Origin of the sequence: Phyllobacterium sp. (assembly GCF_037994405.1) — a bacterium.
Lineage (GTDB): Bacteria > Pseudomonadota > Alphaproteobacteria > Rhizobiales > Rhizobiaceae > Phyllobacterium.
The window spans coordinates 1-17,505 of sequence record NZ_JBBNAN010000388.1; the positions used below are offsets into that span (position 1 = coordinate 1).

Annotated in this window: 16 protein-coding genes; 3 read left to right on the forward strand and 13 right to left on the reverse strand. The window is 56.6% G+C overall.

From position 1 onward, the window contains the following. Positions 1-577: 577 nt before the first annotated feature. On the reverse strand, positions 578-1,075 hold the full coding sequence (locus AAAC48_RS21570; protein ID WP_340656157.1) for a hypothetical protein: 498 nt from the start codon (positions 1,073-1,075) through the stop codon (positions 578-580). A 714-nt stretch (positions 1,076-1,789) separates the two neighbouring features. Here AAAC48_RS21570 and AAAC48_RS21575 point away from each other — a divergent pair. Then, a complete protein-coding gene (locus AAAC48_RS21575) occupies positions 1,790-2,410 on the forward strand; it encodes a transglutaminase-like cysteine peptidase (RefSeq protein WP_340656171.1) in 621 nt (206 codons plus the stop codon). Here the strand turns inward: AAAC48_RS21575 and AAAC48_RS21580 are convergent. Next, a complete protein-coding gene (locus tag AAAC48_RS21580) occupies positions 2,364-2,762 on the reverse strand; it encodes a DUF4864 domain-containing protein (protein ID WP_340656172.1) in 399 nt (132 codons plus the stop codon). The two genes, AAAC48_RS21575 and AAAC48_RS21580, sit on opposite strands and share 47 nt — an antisense overlap. 291 nt (positions 2,763-3,053) lie before the next feature. Between AAAC48_RS21580 and AAAC48_RS21585 the strand changes: the two genes are divergently transcribed. Continuing rightward, a complete protein-coding gene (locus AAAC48_RS21585; protein WP_340656158.1) occupies positions 3,054-4,274 on the forward strand; it encodes an MFS transporter in 1,221 nt (406 codons plus the stop codon). A 155-nt stretch (positions 4,275-4,429) separates the two neighbouring features. Further along, positions 4,430-4,684, forward strand: coding sequence for a DUF982 domain-containing protein (locus tag AAAC48_RS21590; protein ID WP_340656159.1), 255 nt, complete (start codon positions 4,430-4,432; stop codon positions 4,682-4,684). 42 nt (positions 4,685-4,726) lie between these two features. Here AAAC48_RS21590 and AAAC48_RS21595 read toward each other — a convergent pair whose 3' ends face one another. The 11 genes from AAAC48_RS21595 to AAAC48_RS21645 all read right to left on the reverse strand — a co-directional run. Further along, positions 4,727-6,382, reverse strand: coding sequence for a GMC family oxidoreductase N-terminal domain-containing protein (locus AAAC48_RS21595; RefSeq protein WP_340656160.1), 1,656 nt, complete (start codon positions 6,380-6,382; stop codon positions 4,727-4,729). A 1-nt stretch (position 6,383) separates the two neighbouring features. Next, positions 6,384-7,148 carry a 3-ketoacyl-ACP reductase gene (locus tag AAAC48_RS21600; protein ID WP_340656161.1) on the reverse strand — a complete coding sequence of 255 codons (765 nt, stop codon included), beginning with the start codon at positions 7,146-7,148 and terminating at the stop codon, positions 6,384-6,386. Continuing rightward, positions 7,145-8,671: a GMC family oxidoreductase gene (locus AAAC48_RS21605; RefSeq protein ID WP_340656162.1), complete on the reverse strand. Its 1,527-nt coding sequence runs from the start codon at positions 8,669-8,671 to the stop codon at positions 7,145-7,147. Before AAAC48_RS21605 ends, AAAC48_RS21600 begins: the two co-directional genes overlap by 4 nt. Positions 8,672-8,684: 13 nt before the next feature. Next, positions 8,685-9,803 carry a sn-glycerol-3-phosphate ABC transporter ATP-binding protein UgpC gene (gene ugpC, locus AAAC48_RS21610; protein ID WP_340656163.1) on the reverse strand — a complete coding sequence of 373 codons (1,119 nt, stop codon included), beginning with the start codon at positions 9,801-9,803 and terminating at the stop codon, positions 8,685-8,687. 4 nt (positions 9,804-9,807) lie between these two features. Beyond that, a complete protein-coding gene (locus AAAC48_RS21615; RefSeq protein WP_340656164.1) occupies positions 9,808-10,689 on the reverse strand; it encodes a carbohydrate ABC transporter permease in 882 nt (293 codons plus the stop codon). Beyond that, a complete protein-coding gene (locus tag AAAC48_RS21620) occupies positions 10,686-11,564 on the reverse strand; it encodes a sugar ABC transporter permease (RefSeq protein WP_340656165.1) in 879 nt (292 codons plus the stop codon). Before AAAC48_RS21620 ends, AAAC48_RS21615 begins: the two co-directional genes overlap by 4 nt. A gap of 94 nt (positions 11,565-11,658) precedes the next feature. Further along, complete coding sequence (locus tag AAAC48_RS21625; protein ID WP_340656166.1) at positions 11,659-12,906, reverse strand: ABC transporter substrate-binding protein; 1,248 nt, start codon at positions 12,904-12,906, stop codon at positions 11,659-11,661. A gap of 107 nt (positions 12,907-13,013) precedes the next feature. After that, complete coding sequence (locus AAAC48_RS21630) at positions 13,014-14,522, reverse strand: aldehyde dehydrogenase family protein (RefSeq protein WP_340656167.1); 1,509 nt, start codon at positions 14,520-14,522, stop codon at positions 13,014-13,016. Continuing rightward, positions 14,522-15,301 (reverse strand): enoyl-CoA hydratase/isomerase family protein, encoded by a 780-nt coding sequence (locus AAAC48_RS21635; protein WP_340656168.1) that lies wholly within the window; start codon positions 15,299-15,301, stop codon positions 14,522-14,524. The genes AAAC48_RS21630 and AAAC48_RS21635 overlap by 1 nt, the downstream gene beginning before the upstream one ends. After that, complete coding sequence (locus AAAC48_RS21640) at positions 15,294-16,895, reverse strand: acyl CoA:acetate/3-ketoacid CoA transferase (RefSeq protein ID WP_340656169.1); 1,602 nt, start codon at positions 16,893-16,895, stop codon at positions 15,294-15,296. Before AAAC48_RS21640 ends, AAAC48_RS21635 begins: the two co-directional genes overlap by 8 nt. A 17-nt stretch (positions 16,896-16,912) precedes the next feature. Then, a partial coding sequence (locus tag AAAC48_RS21645) for a Gfo/Idh/MocA family oxidoreductase (protein WP_340656170.1) occupies positions 16,913-17,505 on the reverse strand: 593 nt, incomplete at its 5' end.

The following is a 17,505-nucleotide window of genomic DNA, read 5'->3' on the forward strand; positions in this document are numbered from 1 at the left end:
CACTGAAACGGCTGGATGCCCGCATCCCGGGCGCTTGATCATAATTCAAACTAAGAAATTATAGCGAGCTGACGGCTAATTGAAGAACGGGCCGCATCCGTGCAGACTGGACAAGCTGATTGACCCCAGCAGGGGCCCGGCTATCCCATATACCCCCAAGCCCGGCCGGGCCTCTCAAATTTTGCACACACCAGATCGGAAGATGGACACGAACGATCGCGATCCACCGAAAACGGAATACGAGCCGTATCTCACGCCGATACGGCCTTACATAATCCTTTTCATCGTCATAACCGCAGTCGTGCTCGTGGCAGGATGGCTTTACAGTCGATAGCAAAACAGGCTTCACCGTTTGCGGGTGAAGCCTGTCGCTGTTGTGCATGCTCCCTTTCAAAGCGAGGGTTTGCGCTGCCTATCGGCGGTTACCAACGCTTCAGTGGCACTATGGGGCAATCTTTTATCTATCTGTTGTGACCATGCCCTCCGCTTCCGCGGCCGCCGCTTCCATTATTTGCACCGTCCGCATCTGATCCATCCCCGTTGTTTGCTATTACCCGGGTTGGAACTGTCATTACCGTCAGAATCGTTGCCATGGCCGCCCGCCCTTGTGATCACCCGTGCCATGATCACCGCCCTTATGGCCTCCGTGGTGACCATTCGGTTTGTCTCCGCCCGGATCGCAATTGCCCGGATTGCCAACGCCTGTATCACCGCCGCCGGGATTGCCGCCACCCGTATCACCGCCGCCGGGGTTGCCGCCGCCAGTACCACCGCCGGGGCTGCCGCCACCTGTATCGCCGCCGCCGGGATTGCCGCCGCCCGTATCGCCGCCGCCGGCATTGCCCCCACCAGTGTTACTGCCTCCGGGACTGCCGCCACTTGGATTGCCGCCAGCGCTATTGCCCGTGGAGTTGCTTGCGCTGGAGTTGCTGCCAGAACTGCTGTTGGTGCTTGCGCCAGCAGCATTGCTGTCGCCAGACTTTCCCTTGCTCGAATGATTGCCTGCGCTGCCAGTGCGATTACCGCCACCTTCACGATCAACGCTCGACCGTGAACTGATTGCCGACGTTGTCATCGGCGGACACATTGCGAGCTGCTGCTGCGTCAGAATGAATTTCTTGTTTAACGCATAGCAGCACAACCCGACATTATCGTCGGTCAATTGCCTGCACTGCGATGCACTTGCAAACAAAGCCCGTCTGGTTTGCGCATATCCATGCTCGGTCTGAATGACAGTTGATACTAGACTCAACGCTGAAATTGTCAGAACAGTGAATAAAACGCTGCGTCTTCCCTCGTTTTTGTTTTTTATTATTGTACGCATTTTACTTTTCCCCAAGTGTTACAGATGACAAGCAACTCCACACATCAGGAAAATATCTTATTTATTCACCTAGCCTTTGATGGCATTATTGCTTGTGTAATATGTAAACTTAAGATTTTGGTCTTTCTACGCAACAATACTGCTTATATTTGATGTAAAAAGAGCGATGGAATATTGCTGTGTATACGCTATTATCTAATTCGAGAGTACGCGCTGGGTAATAAGGCGTGGTGTGTTCCAGTAGATACTTTCGTAACCCTAAATAAGTAAAAGCACGCGAGTGATGGCGTTGATGTCACGCGGGTCTATACCGTAACAGCACGTTAACAATTGATTCATAAGTTCAGTGCCTTGACCACGATTTTACCGGATTTGGGCGCAAGTTCGACCTGCATGTTTGCTGGAGAGCATCGAATGACCCGAAAATGTTCCCTGTTGATTTTGACTTCATTCTCCCTGATCGCCATGGCGCAAGCCTCGGCATTTGCCGAAGGGACGGAAATGCAGCTCTCGGGCAAGGGCTTCGGCCCGCCGGCCTTCCGTTCATTTTGCGAACACTTCGCGAGCCTTTGCAACACCCGGTCCGGCGCCAAAGTGGTGCAGCTGACTGACGACAAACGCAAGCAGCTTCAAGCCGTGAATGCCAGCGTCAATTCAAGCATCACGCAGCAAAGCGACATGCAGACCAATGGTGTTGAAGATCTCTGGACTATTCCCACGAAGGCGGGCGATTGCGAGGATTTCGCTATCCTGAAAAAACGCGAACTCATGAGGCGCGGCTGGCCCGCCGCATCGCTGTTGCTGACCGTGGCGCGTCTGCCATTCAGCAATGAGGGGCATGTTGTACTGACTGCCCGCACCTCGGCCGGTGACCTCATTCTCGACAGCCGCACAAACTCCGTCAAAGACTGGTCAAACACATCCTATCGCTACTATGCACGGCAATCACAGAGCTCAGCCGGTTGGGACCGCATCGGAAAGGCTATTCCGGTCGCCAACACCGCCAGGCTGAAGAATGCTGCCGCCCGCACTGCCAGCATCAGATTGCCGGACCAGGGGCTGACTGAAGTATCTGCACTCCGTTGATCTTGTACGCGCCGTCCGGTTGTCTCACCAGCTGATAGATTGCCGTCCAATCCTTGCCGTCAGGACCGGTGATCAATACTTCCTGGATCACCTGATCGCCAACAACCTTACTGCGGCCGAAGGCGAAATTGCCTGGCCGGAATACGGGCTGGTAGGTTCGTTTCACCATCTCGAAAAAGAGATTCTGGTTGAGGAACTTTTCCTGAATCGCGGGTGACGCGAAGGAATAGGCTGCTGCTGCGTCATTATTAAGGAATGCGGCGATCTGGTTCTTGATGATCATCTGAGCGGTATCGACCGGCTCCTCCGCATAGACGAGCGCAACCACAGCAAACGTAAGAAGGGCGCTCATTACCAAATTGCGGGAAGAAGTCTTGAGCATGAATATCCTCCTCACGCACGAAGTGCCGTGCAAGAGTACGCAGCGCTGGCGGCAATGGATCACTCATTCGGCCGGGTGCGGAATACGCCTTAGGTCGCGTTGCCGCGTTTCCGACAAGGTGACATTGCTATTGCCGCAAACAGCTGAAAAACTACCGGCATATTCGCGCTCTTGCAATGAGAGGCGCATCGGATTCTGCGATGCGAAATCTGGTCTTTTCATGGATACGATACAGCAAGGCGAGAGCCTGGCGGGACAAACATGACCGCAACGCACGAAGCCGACAATTCCGCGCAATCGCCTTACTGGCGGCAAAATCTGATCGTTTGCCTGCTAGGCTCGTTTACCACGATCGTCGCCATGACACTGATCTTGCCGTTTCTACCGCTCTATGTCGAGCAACTGGGCGTCAAAGAGCATGCCGCCATCGTCCAGTGGTCGGGGGTCGCCTATGGCGCCACATTTTTCACCGCCGCGCTGGTTGCCCCGCTCTGGGGCCGGCTTGCGGATCTTTACGGACGCAAACTGATGCTCATTCGTGCCAGTCTTGGCATGGCCGTTGCCATGTCGCTGATCGGCATGGCGACTGATGTCTGGCAGTTGGTATTCCTGCGTTTGCTAACAGGGCTGCTGGGCGGCTATGCGTCGGGTTCGACAGTTCTTGTCGCAACTCAGACGCCAAAGGCGAAGACAGGCTGGGCGCTCGGGACGCTATCTTCCGGGATCATGGCGGGTAATCTCGTCGGTCCGCTGGTCGGCGGCGCCTTGCCGCCTTTGATCGGGATTCGCCAGACTTTCTGGTTGGCTGGCGGCGTGATTTTTATCACGTTTCTGGCGACAAGTTTTTTCATCAAGGAAGAATGGCGGGCACCGAAGAAGCACGCGACCAGGCAAGAGGGCGCCGGATGGATGGCAATCGCGGACAAACGTCCTATCATTGTCATGTTGCTCGCAGGCATGTTTCTCATGCTCGCCAATATGTCGATCGAGCCGATCATTACGGTCTATGTGGCACAACTGGTCAGTGACCCGAGCCAGGTGACACTTGTTGCTGGTATCGTTATGTCTGCTGCAGCACTTGGTAGCATCCTATCGGCATCTCGTCTCGGCAAGCTTGCCGACCGCATCGGACACTGGAACGTTATCGTTGCAGCTCTTGCCGTTTCCGCACTCTTGCTGATACCGCAAGCTTTTGTCACCGAGGGCTGGCAGCTGATTGTCCTGCGTTTCCTGATGGGGCTTTCGCTTGGCGGGCTCCTGCCCTGTATCACGGCCGTGATCCGCCACAACGTTCCAGACGGGATCGCGGGTAACATTTTGGGCTACGCAACATCGTCGCAATATATCGGGCAGGTTGTCGGGCCGCTTGCAGGTGGCTTTGTCGGCGGTCATTTTGGCATGCGCGCCGTGTTCCTGGCCACCTGTTTGCTGCTTGCCTGTGGCGCATTCTATGGCTGGTTGGTGCGCCCTCGCGATCAGTGATATCCTTTCAAAACGATGTGTGATTCGTACCGACTGCGATCAAGAATATTTCGCCAAACTGTCATGGAACCAGACTGACTCCCGACGCATTACTGTGATCAGCTCAGCGCAGCAACCAAGCGAAGCTGGACTGTCCGACATTCATGGAGGAAGTAATGAACGACAAGCGTTTTCCCATCCCGGTTATGATTACTCTCGGCGCTGCTGGTCAGCGAGCGGTATCCAGCGTTTGGGAAGCGATAGAATGCCTGCGAACGTACTGGCCTACCAAGAAGGGGCCGAGCTACAGGCGGGCCCTGCAAGCCTGCCTCGATGCACTTGACGGCTGGAAGCCCGCTCACAAGGCACGGCACGCCTTTATCAGCGCCGCGCGCGAAGCGGGCGTATTTCTGGATACCAGACTGCGTTGAAAGGAGATGGGCGGCCAATTTCGCCGCCCCTTCTCTTCCAGATCAACGAATATCCGCTCGTGAACGCGGGCGCTTTTCATTCATCTCGTTGGTGAAGATCGCCTGGGGCAGCGGTGTCTTTCCGCGGATGATATCGGCGCCTTTCTCACCCATCATAATCGTCGGTGCATTTGTATTGCATGAGGGGACGCGCGGTATCACCGAACTGTCGCAGACGCGCAAACCGTCAATTCCGTGAACTTTCAACTCCAGATCCACGACGGCTGAAGCGTCCGTTCCCATCTTGCAAGTGCCCACCGGATGGTGGTCTGTTTTGGCATTGGCACAGCCATAATCGAACAATTCCTCATCGGAATTGTATTTTGGTCCAGGCAGGCGCTCTGCCATAACGTAGGACTTCAGCGCAGCCTGCTGCATGATTTCGCGCGCGAGCTTCAGGCCCTCGATCGACATCTTGCGGTCGTGCGGATCGCTCCAATAGTTGGGATCAATGAGCGGTGCAGCTACCGGATTATTCGATTGCAAGCGCACCGTGCCGCGGGAACGTGGGTGCAGATAGGCCGAGTTGAGGGTCACACCCGCATTTTTCAATCGCTCGACACCAGCCTCGATGCCTGATCCAAGGCCAAGATGGAACTGGATATCTGGCGAACGCGCTTCGGGATCGGCATACCAGAAGCCGCCAGTCTCGAAGAGGCTTGAGGCGACCGGACCGGAGCGGAACAGCACATATTGCAGGCCTGCCCACAAGGTCCGGTGCAGCTTGGCAACGCCGTCATATGTATGGTCGCCCGTGCATTCGCAAATGACGAACAGATCAAGATGGTCCTGCAAGTTCTCGCCAACCCCCGGCAGATCGTGCACTAGAGCAACCCCAACACTTTTCAGGTGGTTTGCCGGACCGATGCCGGATTGTAGCAGCAGCTTCGGCGAGCCAATTGCGCCGGAACTAACCAGTACTTCACGTCCTGCCCGCACAATCTCGCGCGAATTGCCGCTGATCATTTCGACACCAACGGCGCGTTTGCCTTCCAGAACAATCCGCGATACTGGCGCACCTGTTCGAACCGTCAGATTCTTCCGGTCCCTGATCGGCGCGAGATAGGCCATGGAAGCGGAGGAGCGGCGGCGATCGCGCTGGGTCAGTTGATAGAACCCAACACCGGCCTGCTGCTTACCGTTGAAATCATGATTGTAGGGAATACCGAGTTCCTGGCCCGCGCGAATATAAGCATCGCAAATTGGCAATGTGGCCACTGGCATGGAAACCCCAAGCGGCCCGCCATAGGAGTGATAATCGTCGGCGAAACGCTGATTGTCCTCGGCACGTTTGAAATAGGGCAGGACGTCGCGATAGCTCCAGCCGGCACAACCGTCTTCCTTCGCCCATAAATCGTAGTCGGTTGCATTGCCGCGAGTATAAAGCTGGGCATTGATGCTTGAGCCGCCTCCAATGACCTTGGCCTGAGTATAGCGCAGGACGCGGCCTTTCATGTGTTTCTGCGGCACCGTTTCCCAACCCCAGCTGGCGACGCCCTTGGTCATCTTGGCAAAGCCGGCCGGCATGTGGAACAACGGGTTCCAGTCGCTGCCGCCCGCCTCCAACAGAAGTACCGTAACAGTTGGGTCCTCACTCAGGCGATTGGCGAGCACACAGCCCGCAGGTCCAGCACCTGTGATGATATAATCGTAAGTCATTCTAGAGCCTGCTTATCGAAAGGGCACCGTCGGCATTGATGACGGAACCCGTGGCAAAATTGAAATCGCCGCTGGCGAGCGCCGCAACAATGCGGCCGAGATCGTCCGGTTCGCCCCAGCGCCGCATCGGCACAAGGCCGTCAGCGATCAGTTTGTCGTATTTTGCAGCAGCAACAGACGTCATATCGGAGCGGACAATGCCCGGGCGCACGTCGAAGACGCTGATCCCCTGATCAGCCAATCGTAGCGCAAGTCCTTGCGTAAAAGCAGCCAGCGCTGCCTTGGTCATGCAATAGTCCAGCCGCTCTGGTGAGGTCATTTCGGCGGAAACCGAAGTTATGTTGATGACCGACCGCGATATAGATTCAGCCCGTTGATCGAACATCTTCCGCAGCACAGCTTGTGTGAAAAAAACGGTACCACGCAGATTGATATCGAAAATTGAATCATAGTTAGCTGGCTCAAGATCCAGGAAATCCCCCCGAATCTTCGAGCCGATACCGGCATTGTTGACAAGGCAATCAATGCGTCCGTAGGCATCCATGACGGCCTGGACGGTCTGTTCATGTGCGGAAATGTCGGCAATGTCCGCTTCAAGGAACAGCGCCCTAGCCCCCAGCGCTTCAAGCGCCGTGACAGCACCGTCACTCGCCTTATCGCGGACGATATCAGTGATCGCCAGGTCGAAACCCTTGCCGGCCAACGCTTTGGCGATAGCAAGTCCGATTCCGCGCCTTGCTCCTGTTACGAGTGCAGCGGGCTTCATTGGCCAAGATCCTTCGACACGATATGATCCGCGACGCGCAGCGCTTGCGCTGCGATGGTGAGTGCTGGATTGACCGCCGCGGAAGTTGGCAAAAACGCAGCATCGACAACAAACAGATTTGGGTGGTCAAAGGCACGGCAATAGATATCGAGCGGTGCCTGCGCAGGATCGGTCCCCATGCGAACCGTACCGCATTGATGCGATGGCGTCTTGCGGTCAAATGCCTTGGAGAGCACCAGCGGAAATCCCGCAGCGCGCAATACAGTCTTGATCTGGGCGACGAGTTTCTGGTGCGCCGGCCAATTGCTGCGTATCCACTGCAGGATAATCTTGTCACCATCGACGCGAACACGGCTTTCCGGCTTTGGCACATCCTCGCTCATGGCGAGGAAATCCACCGTATGGGCACAAAAGCGGCCTAGGACCCATTCTGGGACGAGCTTCAGATCTGATTTCAGAACCGGGCCGCTGATACGTCCGAGCAATTGAACATTGCCAAGTGGTGCGCCACCATTTCCGTCCGAGAGATAGAAGTCGTTGAAGCCGAACGTCTTCTGATAGACGGAGTCATTCCTGAAGCGGGGATCGAAACCAATGACTGCCGACAGGTTGTGGTTCATGAAATTGCGACCGACCTGGTCGGAACGATTGGCAAGGCCTGTTGGATTGGCCTCATTGGCCGAATGCAGCAACAAGACCGCTGACTGCACGGCACCGGCGGAAAGGATGACGAGCTTCGGCTTTATGACGTAGCTCGCGCCATCCTTCTGATAGTGCACCGCTATAATCGTCTTGCCATCAGGCGCGGTTTCAAGCCTTGTGACGCGCGAGTTGGTTTGGAGCCGGACATTCTCGTGTTTCAATGCTGCGGCAAGTGCAGTGGTCTCGGCATCCATCTTGCCATTGAAGCTGTTGGGGTGCGCGTCCCATGGTGTCCTACCATGGGCGAGCCAAGTGTCGATATCGACGCCGAGCGGCAGGGTCGAAGGATGAACGCCGATTTTCTTGAGCCGCTCTCGTAAGGCACCAATGGCTGATTCATCGGGAACAGGCGGAAAATCATAGGGCGTCGAATGGTGCGGTTCCGTTGGGTCTTCGCCCAATGTCCCCCGAACTTGAAACAGAGACTCCGCCCTGCCGTACCAGGGCTCCAGTTCCTCGTAAGAAAACGGCCATGCAGGCGACACGCCTTCCAGATGTTGCATTTCCGCAAAGTCCTCGGCGCGATACCGTGTCAGCACCGCCCCGTAGAATTTGGAATTGCCACCGACATTGTAGTAATTGCCGGGGTTGAAGGCTTGCCCTGTTGCGTCGTACCAGCTCTCTTTTGGCCGGAAGAAACCCTGCTGGAAAATCGCGCGCGGATCACGGTTTTCCGGGCGATCAGGCAGATGATCGCCTGCCTCGAGAATGACGATCTTTGCGCCTGAACCTGCAAGTCCGGCTGCCACAGTCGAGCCGCCAATGCCCGAGCCTATGATAACGATATCGGCGGCTGTGCTCGGTTTTAGCTTGGAGTTCATAGCGTTCGATCGTTCAGGCACCAATACGCAATTGCGATTGCGGATCGAAGAACACGGCCTTGTCCAGATTGAAGGCAAGCTGCGTCTTCTGCCCGGCAATAATGGGTGCATCAGCGCGCAGACGAGCAACAACCTCCTTGCCGCCCAACTTTGTCACCGCGAAAGTATCGGAGCCCGCCGGTTCAACCACTTCGATCAGGCATTCGCCTTCGACGATTGAGTCTGCGTTGCGGTCTGCACCATCAGGATCGGTCAGTGCTTCCGGGCGAATACCAAAAATCACGTCCTTGCCAGCAAAGCTGACAAGCCCGCTATTGGTCTTCTTGATCGGCAGTCGCAATGGAGCCGCGCCGGATCTTTCGAGCACGACATGCAGATCGGAGGCACCGCCGTCGATCTTGGCCTTGAGCAGATTCATTGCAGGCGAGCCCATGAAATCGGCGACGAAAAGATTGGTCGGATTGTTGTAGATCTCTGCCGGCGTTCCGAATTGCTGCAGCACCCCGTCTTTCAGAACGGCAATCTTAGTGGCAAGCGTCATTGCCTCGATCTGATCATGCGTCACATAGACGATTGTCGTCTTCATGCGCTGGTGCAGGCGCTTGATTTCCGTACGCATGTCGACACGCAGCTTGGCGTCGAGATTGGACAGTGGTTCATCGAACAGGAACACCTGCGGGTTGCGCACGAGTGCACGGCCCATTGCGACGCGCTGCCGCTGACCGCCGGAGAGCTGGCTCGGCTTGCGATCGAGCAGATGGCCGATCTGCAACATGTCGGCGACCTGCTTGATCGCCTTGTCGCGCTCCGGCTTCGGAACACCGCGAATTTCCATGCCGAAGGCAATATTTCCACCGACGGTCATGTTCGGGTAAAGCGCATAGGACTGGAACACCATGGCGATGTCGCGCTTGGATGGATGCAGGCCACTGATCGACTTGCCCTTGATCGAAATATCACCGGAAGTGATCGGCTCCAGCCCGGCAATGGTGTTGAGCAAAGTGGACTTGCCGCAGCCTGAAGGGCCGACGAGCACGAGAAACCCGCCCTCGTCGATTTCGATGTTGATATCCTTGAGGATCGGCACATTGCCGTAGGATTTATGCAGGTCTTTGATCTGGAGAAATGACATTGATTTATCCCTTCACGGCGCCGGACATGAGGCCGCGGACGAAATAACGTCCGGAAACGATGTAGACGATGAGAGTTGGCAGCGCGGCCAGGATCGCGCCGGCGAAATGCACGTTGTATTCCTTTACGCCCGTCGAGGAGTTGACGAGATTGTTGAGGGCAACGGTCATGGGCGTACTAGAGAATCCCGAGAATGAAGCACCGAACAGGAAGTCGTTCCAGATATTCGTGAACTGCCAGATGACGGAAACGACGATGATCGGCCCCGATGATGGCAAGAGAATGCGCCGGAATATCTGGAAAAAGCTTGCGCCATCAATCTGTGCCGCACGTACCAGCTCTGTCGGAAACGCCTCGTAGTAATTGCGGAAATACAAAGTCGTGAAGCCGAGACCATAGATGATGTGGACAAGAATCAAGCCCTGGATCGTCCCGGCCATACCAAGCAAGCCGAGCATGCGTGCCATTGGAATGAGCACGATCTGGAATGGAATGAAGCAGCCGAGAAGCAGCATGCCGAACATCACATTGGACCCGCGGAACCGCCATTTTGTCAGGACGTAACCGTTGAGGGCACCCACAATGGTTGATATCGCAACTGCAGGCACCACCATCAGGATCGAATTGATGAAATAAGGCCTGAGGCCGGTGGGCTGTACGCCGATCTGTGCGGTTGACCAGGCAGAAAGCCAAGGCTCGATCGTCCACTCGTGCGGCGGAGAAAGCATGCCGCCCTGACGAATTTCATCCAACGGCTTCAACGAATTCACCACCATCACGTAGAGTGGCAGGAGGTAGTAGAACGCGAACAACAAAAGTCCGGTGTAAATCAGCGCGCGCGTGAGTTTGCCGCTTGATATTGCGTTATCTGGGCCCTGGGCGCTCATTTGTTGCCCCCCCTTATTTCAGAATAGAGATAGGGAATGATGATCGAGAAGATCATGATCAGCATGATGATCGCAGATGAGGCGCCGATACCCATAGAATTGCGGGTGAAGGTATATGAATACATGAAGGTCGCAGGCAATTCAGTTGCCTGGCCCGGGCCACCGCCCGTCAGCGCGATGACAAGGTCATAGGCCTTGATGGCGAGATGCGCGAGCACCACGAACGCAGACAGGAACACAGGCCGCATCAGCGGAATGATGATGCGGCGATAGATCATCCCGGTCGAGGCGCCATCGATCTGGGCTGCCTTGATGATTTCATTATCGACACCGCGCAGGCCCGCCAGGAACATCGCCATCACGAAGCCTGACGACTGCCACACGGCGGCGATCACCACGGTGTAGATCGCCATCTTCGAATCCTTGATCCAGTTGAAGGCGAAGCTCTGCCAGCCCCATTGGTGCATCGTGTTTTCCAGGCCAATCCCGGGATCGAGGAACCATTTCCAGGCAACGCCCGTCACAATGAAGGACAGCGCCATGGGATAGAGATAGATCGGTCGCAGGAACCCCTCGATGCGTATCTTCTGGTCCAGAAGGATCGCAAGGCCGAGGCCTATGAAGGTGCAGATGATGATATAAAGCGAGGCGAAGATGCCGAGGTTCGTGATCGCACGCCACCAATGCGGCAATGCCCAGAGCTTGCGATAGTTCTCAAAGCCGACGAAGCCATACGTCGGGAGCATCTTGCTGTCTGTAAAAGACAGGATGCCGGTATAGGCAATGAAGCCGTAAACAAAGATCAGCACGATTAGAAAGCTCGGTCCCAATACCAATTTGGGTATCAAGTCCTGCATGCGGCTGCGGGTATCCATAGCCTCACCCCTTGAATTATCTCGAAATTTTTATCGTTGCCGCGAGCGTCGCGGAAATCTGTCCGGGGCAATGAGCCCCGGACAGAATGCAAACCTACTGCGCTGCAGCAACGGCGGAAACGAGTTCCTTGACCGCCTCGTCCGAGCTCAACTCACCGTTGAATTCGCGTGTAACCACGTCATAGATCGCGTTCTTGACGGCCGCGGGATTGGCGTGGCCGTGAGCCATCGACCCGTAGAGGGTACCAGCCTTGTTGGCTTCAGCGAGGTCCTTGATCGCCTTCTTGCCGCAAGCATCGAAGGCAGTGTCCGGAACATCGGTGCGCGCTGGCGCGGAACCCTTCACGACGTTGAAGGCCGACTGGAAGGTCGGGCTTTCGATGGCGGATGCCATGACAAGCTGTGGCGCACGCTGAGCATCACTGACCTTGAACATCGCAAACTGGTCAGAGTTGAAGGTGACCGAGCCCTGTGTGCCCGGGAAGCGCATGCAAACGAAATCTTTGCCTGGCTCCTTCTTGGCCTTGACGAATTCGCCCTTGGCCCAGTCGCCCATGAACTGGAGACCAGCCTTGTTCTCGATGACCATGGCGGAGGCAAGATTCCAGTCACGGCCGGAGAAATTGTCATCCACATAGCTGCGTAGCTTGGTCATGCGATCGAAGGCTTCTTTCATCTTGTCGCTACCCAAAGCCTTGGGGTCGAGATCGATGAAAGCGGCCTTGTAGAAGTCGTTGCCGAGTGACAGAACAACGGCGTCAAAAATCGTCGCATCCTGCCAGGGCTGACCACCATGAGCGATCGGCGTAATGCCCTGCTTCTTGAAGTTGTCGAGAAGAGCGATCAGCTCGTCCCAGTTTGCAGGCTCCTTGCCACCGGCCTTGTCGAGCGCGGCCTTGTTGATCCAGATCCAGTTGGTCGAGTGAACATTGACCGGGGCTGCAATCCAGTGACCGTCATATTTGGAGAACTTCTGCAAGGCAGTCGGGATAACAGCATCCCATTTTTCCTTTGCAGCGACATCATCAAGATTGCCGAGAGCACCCTGTTTCGCCCAATCCAGAATGTCGAAACCGAGCATCTGCACGGCCGTTGGCGGGTTACCGGCCGTAACACGGGCGCGAAGAACGGTCATGGCTTCTGTACCGCCACCACCGGAAACAGGCATATCCGACCAGGTGATGCCCTTGGTCTCCAGATCTTTCTTCAGCACTTCCAGCGCCGTTGCCTCGCCGCCGGATGTCCACCAATGCAGGACTTCGACGTTTTCAGCTGCACGAGCCATTGTTGCCGTGCCGAGCAGCATGGCTGCTGCAGCGACTGTATTCATCCACTTTTTCATTTCAGGCCTCCCACGTGAAAAAAGAGAAAAAATTTGACAAAATCCGACCGAAGTTTCCCCAAGTCCGGAGCATTCTTACAATATGCAGAATGGCTCTTACAATCGATTTAATTCCCTGACCATACTACTTTCCTCCTACCTAGGTGCATGTTCAAGGTCTTCGTCTCCGTATAGTCCTCTACTGCATGCCTGCCGAGCTCTCGTCCCAGTCCAGATTGTTTGTATCCACCGAATGGCAGCTCCGACGCACCGTCCATGAATGTGTTCATCCATACCGTTCCCGCACGCACCCGCCGGCCAATTGTCAGGCACGTATCGAAGTCGCGGCTCCAAACGCCAGCCGACAGACCGTAGTCAATGGAATTGGCGATACGAACGGCGTCCTCCAAGGTTTCGAATGTTAGCACAGACAGGACCGGTCCGAATACTTCTTCGCGTGCCACAGCCATGTCCGGCTGGACGGAAGACAGGATCGTCGGCGACATGAACTGCCCCATTCCGAGATCCAGTGGCGAACCACCATGACTGAGATTGGCACCGGCCGAGGCAGCGTTGCGCACGTAGGTATCGATCTTGGCAAGATGTTCGGGCGTAATGATCGCACCGACCTTGGTTTGCGGGTCCAGCGGATCGCCTACCCTTACCTTGGCGGAAAGCGCCGCCACACGTTGCACGACTTCATCGGCGATATCGCGATGAACGATCAGGCGCGATCCGGCATTGCAGCATTCGCCCGCATTGAAATAGGCACCGAACACCGCGGCATCGATGAAGTCATCCAACTCGGCATCAGGGAAAACGACCTGCGGGTTCTTGCCACCCAGTTCAAGCGACACTTTTTTCAGCGTCTGCGCGGCATTGGCCATCGTAAGCTTGCCAACGAGTGTTGAGCCGGTAAAGGATACCATGTCGACATCGGGATGTGTCGTCATTGGCGCGCCAACTTCGGCGCCTGTGCCAACGACGATATTCACCACGCCAGCGGGCACACCAGCTTCCATCAGGATTTCGCCGAGCACCAGCGTCGAGCCGGACGTCAATTCCGACGGTTTGACGACCGTCGTACAGCCCGCCGCCAGCGCAAACGGCAGTTTCTGGCTGACGATAAGGAACGGGAAGTTCCAGGGCGTGATGATCGAGACGACGCCAATCGCCTCGCGTAGCACGACGCCCAATGTCCCTTCGCCGAGTGTGTTGTAGCTTTCGCCGTGCAGATCGCGCCCCAAAGCTGCCGCATAGCGCCAGATATCGACAGCCCCGCCCAGTTCGGCCTTCGCTTGGCTGATCGGCTTGCCAGACTCGATGCAATCAAGATAGGCGAGCTCATCCGAGCGCGCCGCGATCAGATCGGCAGCCTTCAGGATGATATTCGAGCGTTCCGCGCCGGTCATGCGCGACCACGGTCCGTTGTCGAAAGCATGGCGTGCTGCCACGATCGCGCGTTCCGCATCCGCCTTTGTTCCAGCCTGATAGCGCGAGACGACAACGCCATGCCCCGGGCTCTTGCGCTCGATCACGCCGTCTTCCGCGCCATTGGTCCATCTGCCGTCGATCAGCATCTGGAATTCGCGCACCTTGAAATTATCGAGTGCCTGTGGCCGTACCAGAACCGTCATTACCATTCTCCCTTGAACACGGGCTCACGCTTTTCGGCAAAGGCCGAAACACCTTCTTTCAGGTCCGCTGTTTTTGCGATGAGGATCGAGCCAAGCGCCTCGACCGCCGTACCATTGTCTTCGCCATTGGCCGAGGCGATCATCAGTTTTGCCACTTCGACAGCGGCCGGTCCGCGCTTTGCGATACGCTCCGCATAGGTCTGTGCAGTGCGAACAGCTCCACCAGTCTCCACGACATGGTCGACCAGACCGAGGTTCAAACCCTCGCCTGCGCTGAAGATTTCACCACCAAGCGCCATGCGGCGCACGACCTGCGCCCCGAACCGCCGGACAAGGCGTTGCGTGCCCGACCAGCCCGGCACCATGCCGAGGCCGGTTTCCGGCAGACCGAGCCTGATCTGGCTTTCTGCAATGCGGATATCGGCAGCTGCGGCCAGTTCCAATCCACCCCCTAATGCATGCCCGTTAAGGGCGGCGATCAGCGGTACGCGCAACGTTGCCAGCCGCTCGAACACGCGGTGCCCGAAACGCACCCAGGCATGGCCGAATTCATTCGGCGTCATCGCCGCCCAGGCCTTGATGTCGCCACCGGCGGAAAAAGCCTTGCCAGCACCGGTAAGGATTGCAACGCGTATTTCCGCATTGGCTTCCACAGCGTCACAGGCGGCGCTCAGTTCCTTCAACATCTCAATGTCGAAAGCGTTGAGCTTCTCCGGTCGCGACACTGTGATCGTGGCGACGGGTCCGGCGATGGTCACTTCGATGCGCGGATCAGCCATGGAGCGTCCTGTGCGGTTTCTGCGGCAGTTCCAGCCCGAAAGGTCGAGCTGCAAACAGGCGATCATCCATCAACTTCAGGTCACGGGCCACGACCAGCGGGAATTCTGACTGATCAAGGATTTGGGTCTGCAGATCAACGCCCGGCGCGATCTCGGTGAGCACCAGGCCTTCAGGCCGAAGAACCATGACGCAGCGCTCGGTGACGTAGGTGATGTGCTGGCTTTGTTCGATCGCGCGGCGGCCCGAGAAGGTGACGTGTTCGACCTCATTGACCAGCTTTTTCAGCTTGCCTTCCTTTTCGATCACCAGCTTGCCATCTTCCACATGCACCTTGGCACCAGCATTGAACATGCCGGAGAAGACAATCTTGCGCGCTCTTGCCGTGATATCGACAAAGCCGCCAGCGCCGGCGGTAACATGCGGGCGGAAGCTCAGTTTCGAAACGTTGACAGAACCGGTCCTGTCGATTTCGAGAAAAGACAGGAGCGATGCGTCGAAACCAGCACCCTGGAAATAGGTGAACTGGTGCGGGGACGGCACGAAGGCCTCGGCGTTCGACGCACAACCAAAGGCAAAGTCGAGCAACGGGATGCCGCCGACAGGACCCTGTTCGATGACCCAGGTAACTGCGCCATGCAGGCCTTCTTCGAGAAGAATGCGCGGTACATTGGCAGAGATTCCGAAGCCGAGATTGACTGCACTTCCGGCCTCGAGCTCCATGGCCACACGCCGCGCGATAACTTTCTGGATATTAAAGTCCGGCAGGGCGAAGTCTTCCAGCGGATGGAAGATTTCACCGGAAATGGCCGGGTCGTAGACGGTTTGCGTGGTCTGTTTCTGGTCAGGATCGACGACCACATAATCAACGAGGATGCCCGGAACGCGCACGTCATGCGGTTTCAACGAACCGCTCTTGGTAATGCGTTTCACCTGGGCGATAACGATGCCGCCATTGTTGCGCACGGCCAGCGCCTGGTCGAAGCCGCCAAGATAGGCGCCTTCATGCTCATAGGTTAGGTTGCCGCGTTCATCAGCCGTCGTGGCGCGAATAATGGCAACCTGCGGAATAATAGGCTTGAAGAACAGCCATTCCTCGCCTTCAAATTCGATCTTGCGGACGACCGGCTCCTTGGCGGCAGCTGCGTTCATGGCGCAGCCCTGGCGCTCGGGATCAACAAAGGTATCAAGCCCGATCTTGGTGAACACGCCAGGCCGTTTGGCTGCCGCTTCGCGATGCATGTCGAAGAGAATTCCGGACGGGATATTGTAGGCGGCGACCTCGTCATTTCCGATCATCTGCCAGATCAAAGGCGGTTCGGCGGTGGAAGGACCTGATGGATAGGAACCACCAATAATCTTCCTCAAAAGACCCTTTTTGGCGATGTAGTCGACACCCTTGATACCACTCATGTCCCCTGCTGCGATAGGATGCAGCGTCGTCAGATCGCGCGGATGGCCCGTCGCATCGAAGCGCGCGCCGATGGCCTTGAGCATCAGATCCGGACAGCCAAGACCGCTCGAAGACGACACGGAAACGATTGCCTCGTCAGGGATGAGGCTGGCAGCCTCTTCAGGGGTTATGTGCTTGTCCATGACTATAGTTTCTGTTCTCAAAGGCCCGAGTTGATCTTCTGCACCGTTCCGGTCCTGGCCGCTTCGGCAACAGCGATGCCTGCCGCCAGTGACCAGACACCATCCTCGCCGCTCGCCGCTGGCTTGCCGTTTCCGGCAATCGCGGCGTGGAATTTGGCGATACCGGTTTCATAGAGGTTCTTCTGGTCGAGCTTCAGTTCCGTCTCACCGTCGGCATTGCGCAAGGTCACGGTGCCGATCGGCCTTTGCGTCATCACATTACGGCCTACGAGCGAGCCCTCAGTGCCGTGCACTTCGAAACCGGTTTCGGAATATTTGGTGGTGAAGCCGTCATGGAACATGGCGATAAGCCCGGATTTGAACCGCATGACGCCCATCACAGCGTCCTCAAGCCCAGCCTTGGCGAGGCCGCTTTGCTGAGTGGAAGCAATGGCTTCAACGGGATCGTCGCCAAGCACGTAGCGCAGTGTATCGGTATCGTGGACAGTAATATCGAGGATAACCCCGCCGCCAGCTTCCGGGCGATCAAGACGCCAGCCCTGCAGATGTGGCGGCAGATAGACGGCATGGAAGACCTTTGCGGCAAGCGGCTTGCCGATCTTGCCGGCCG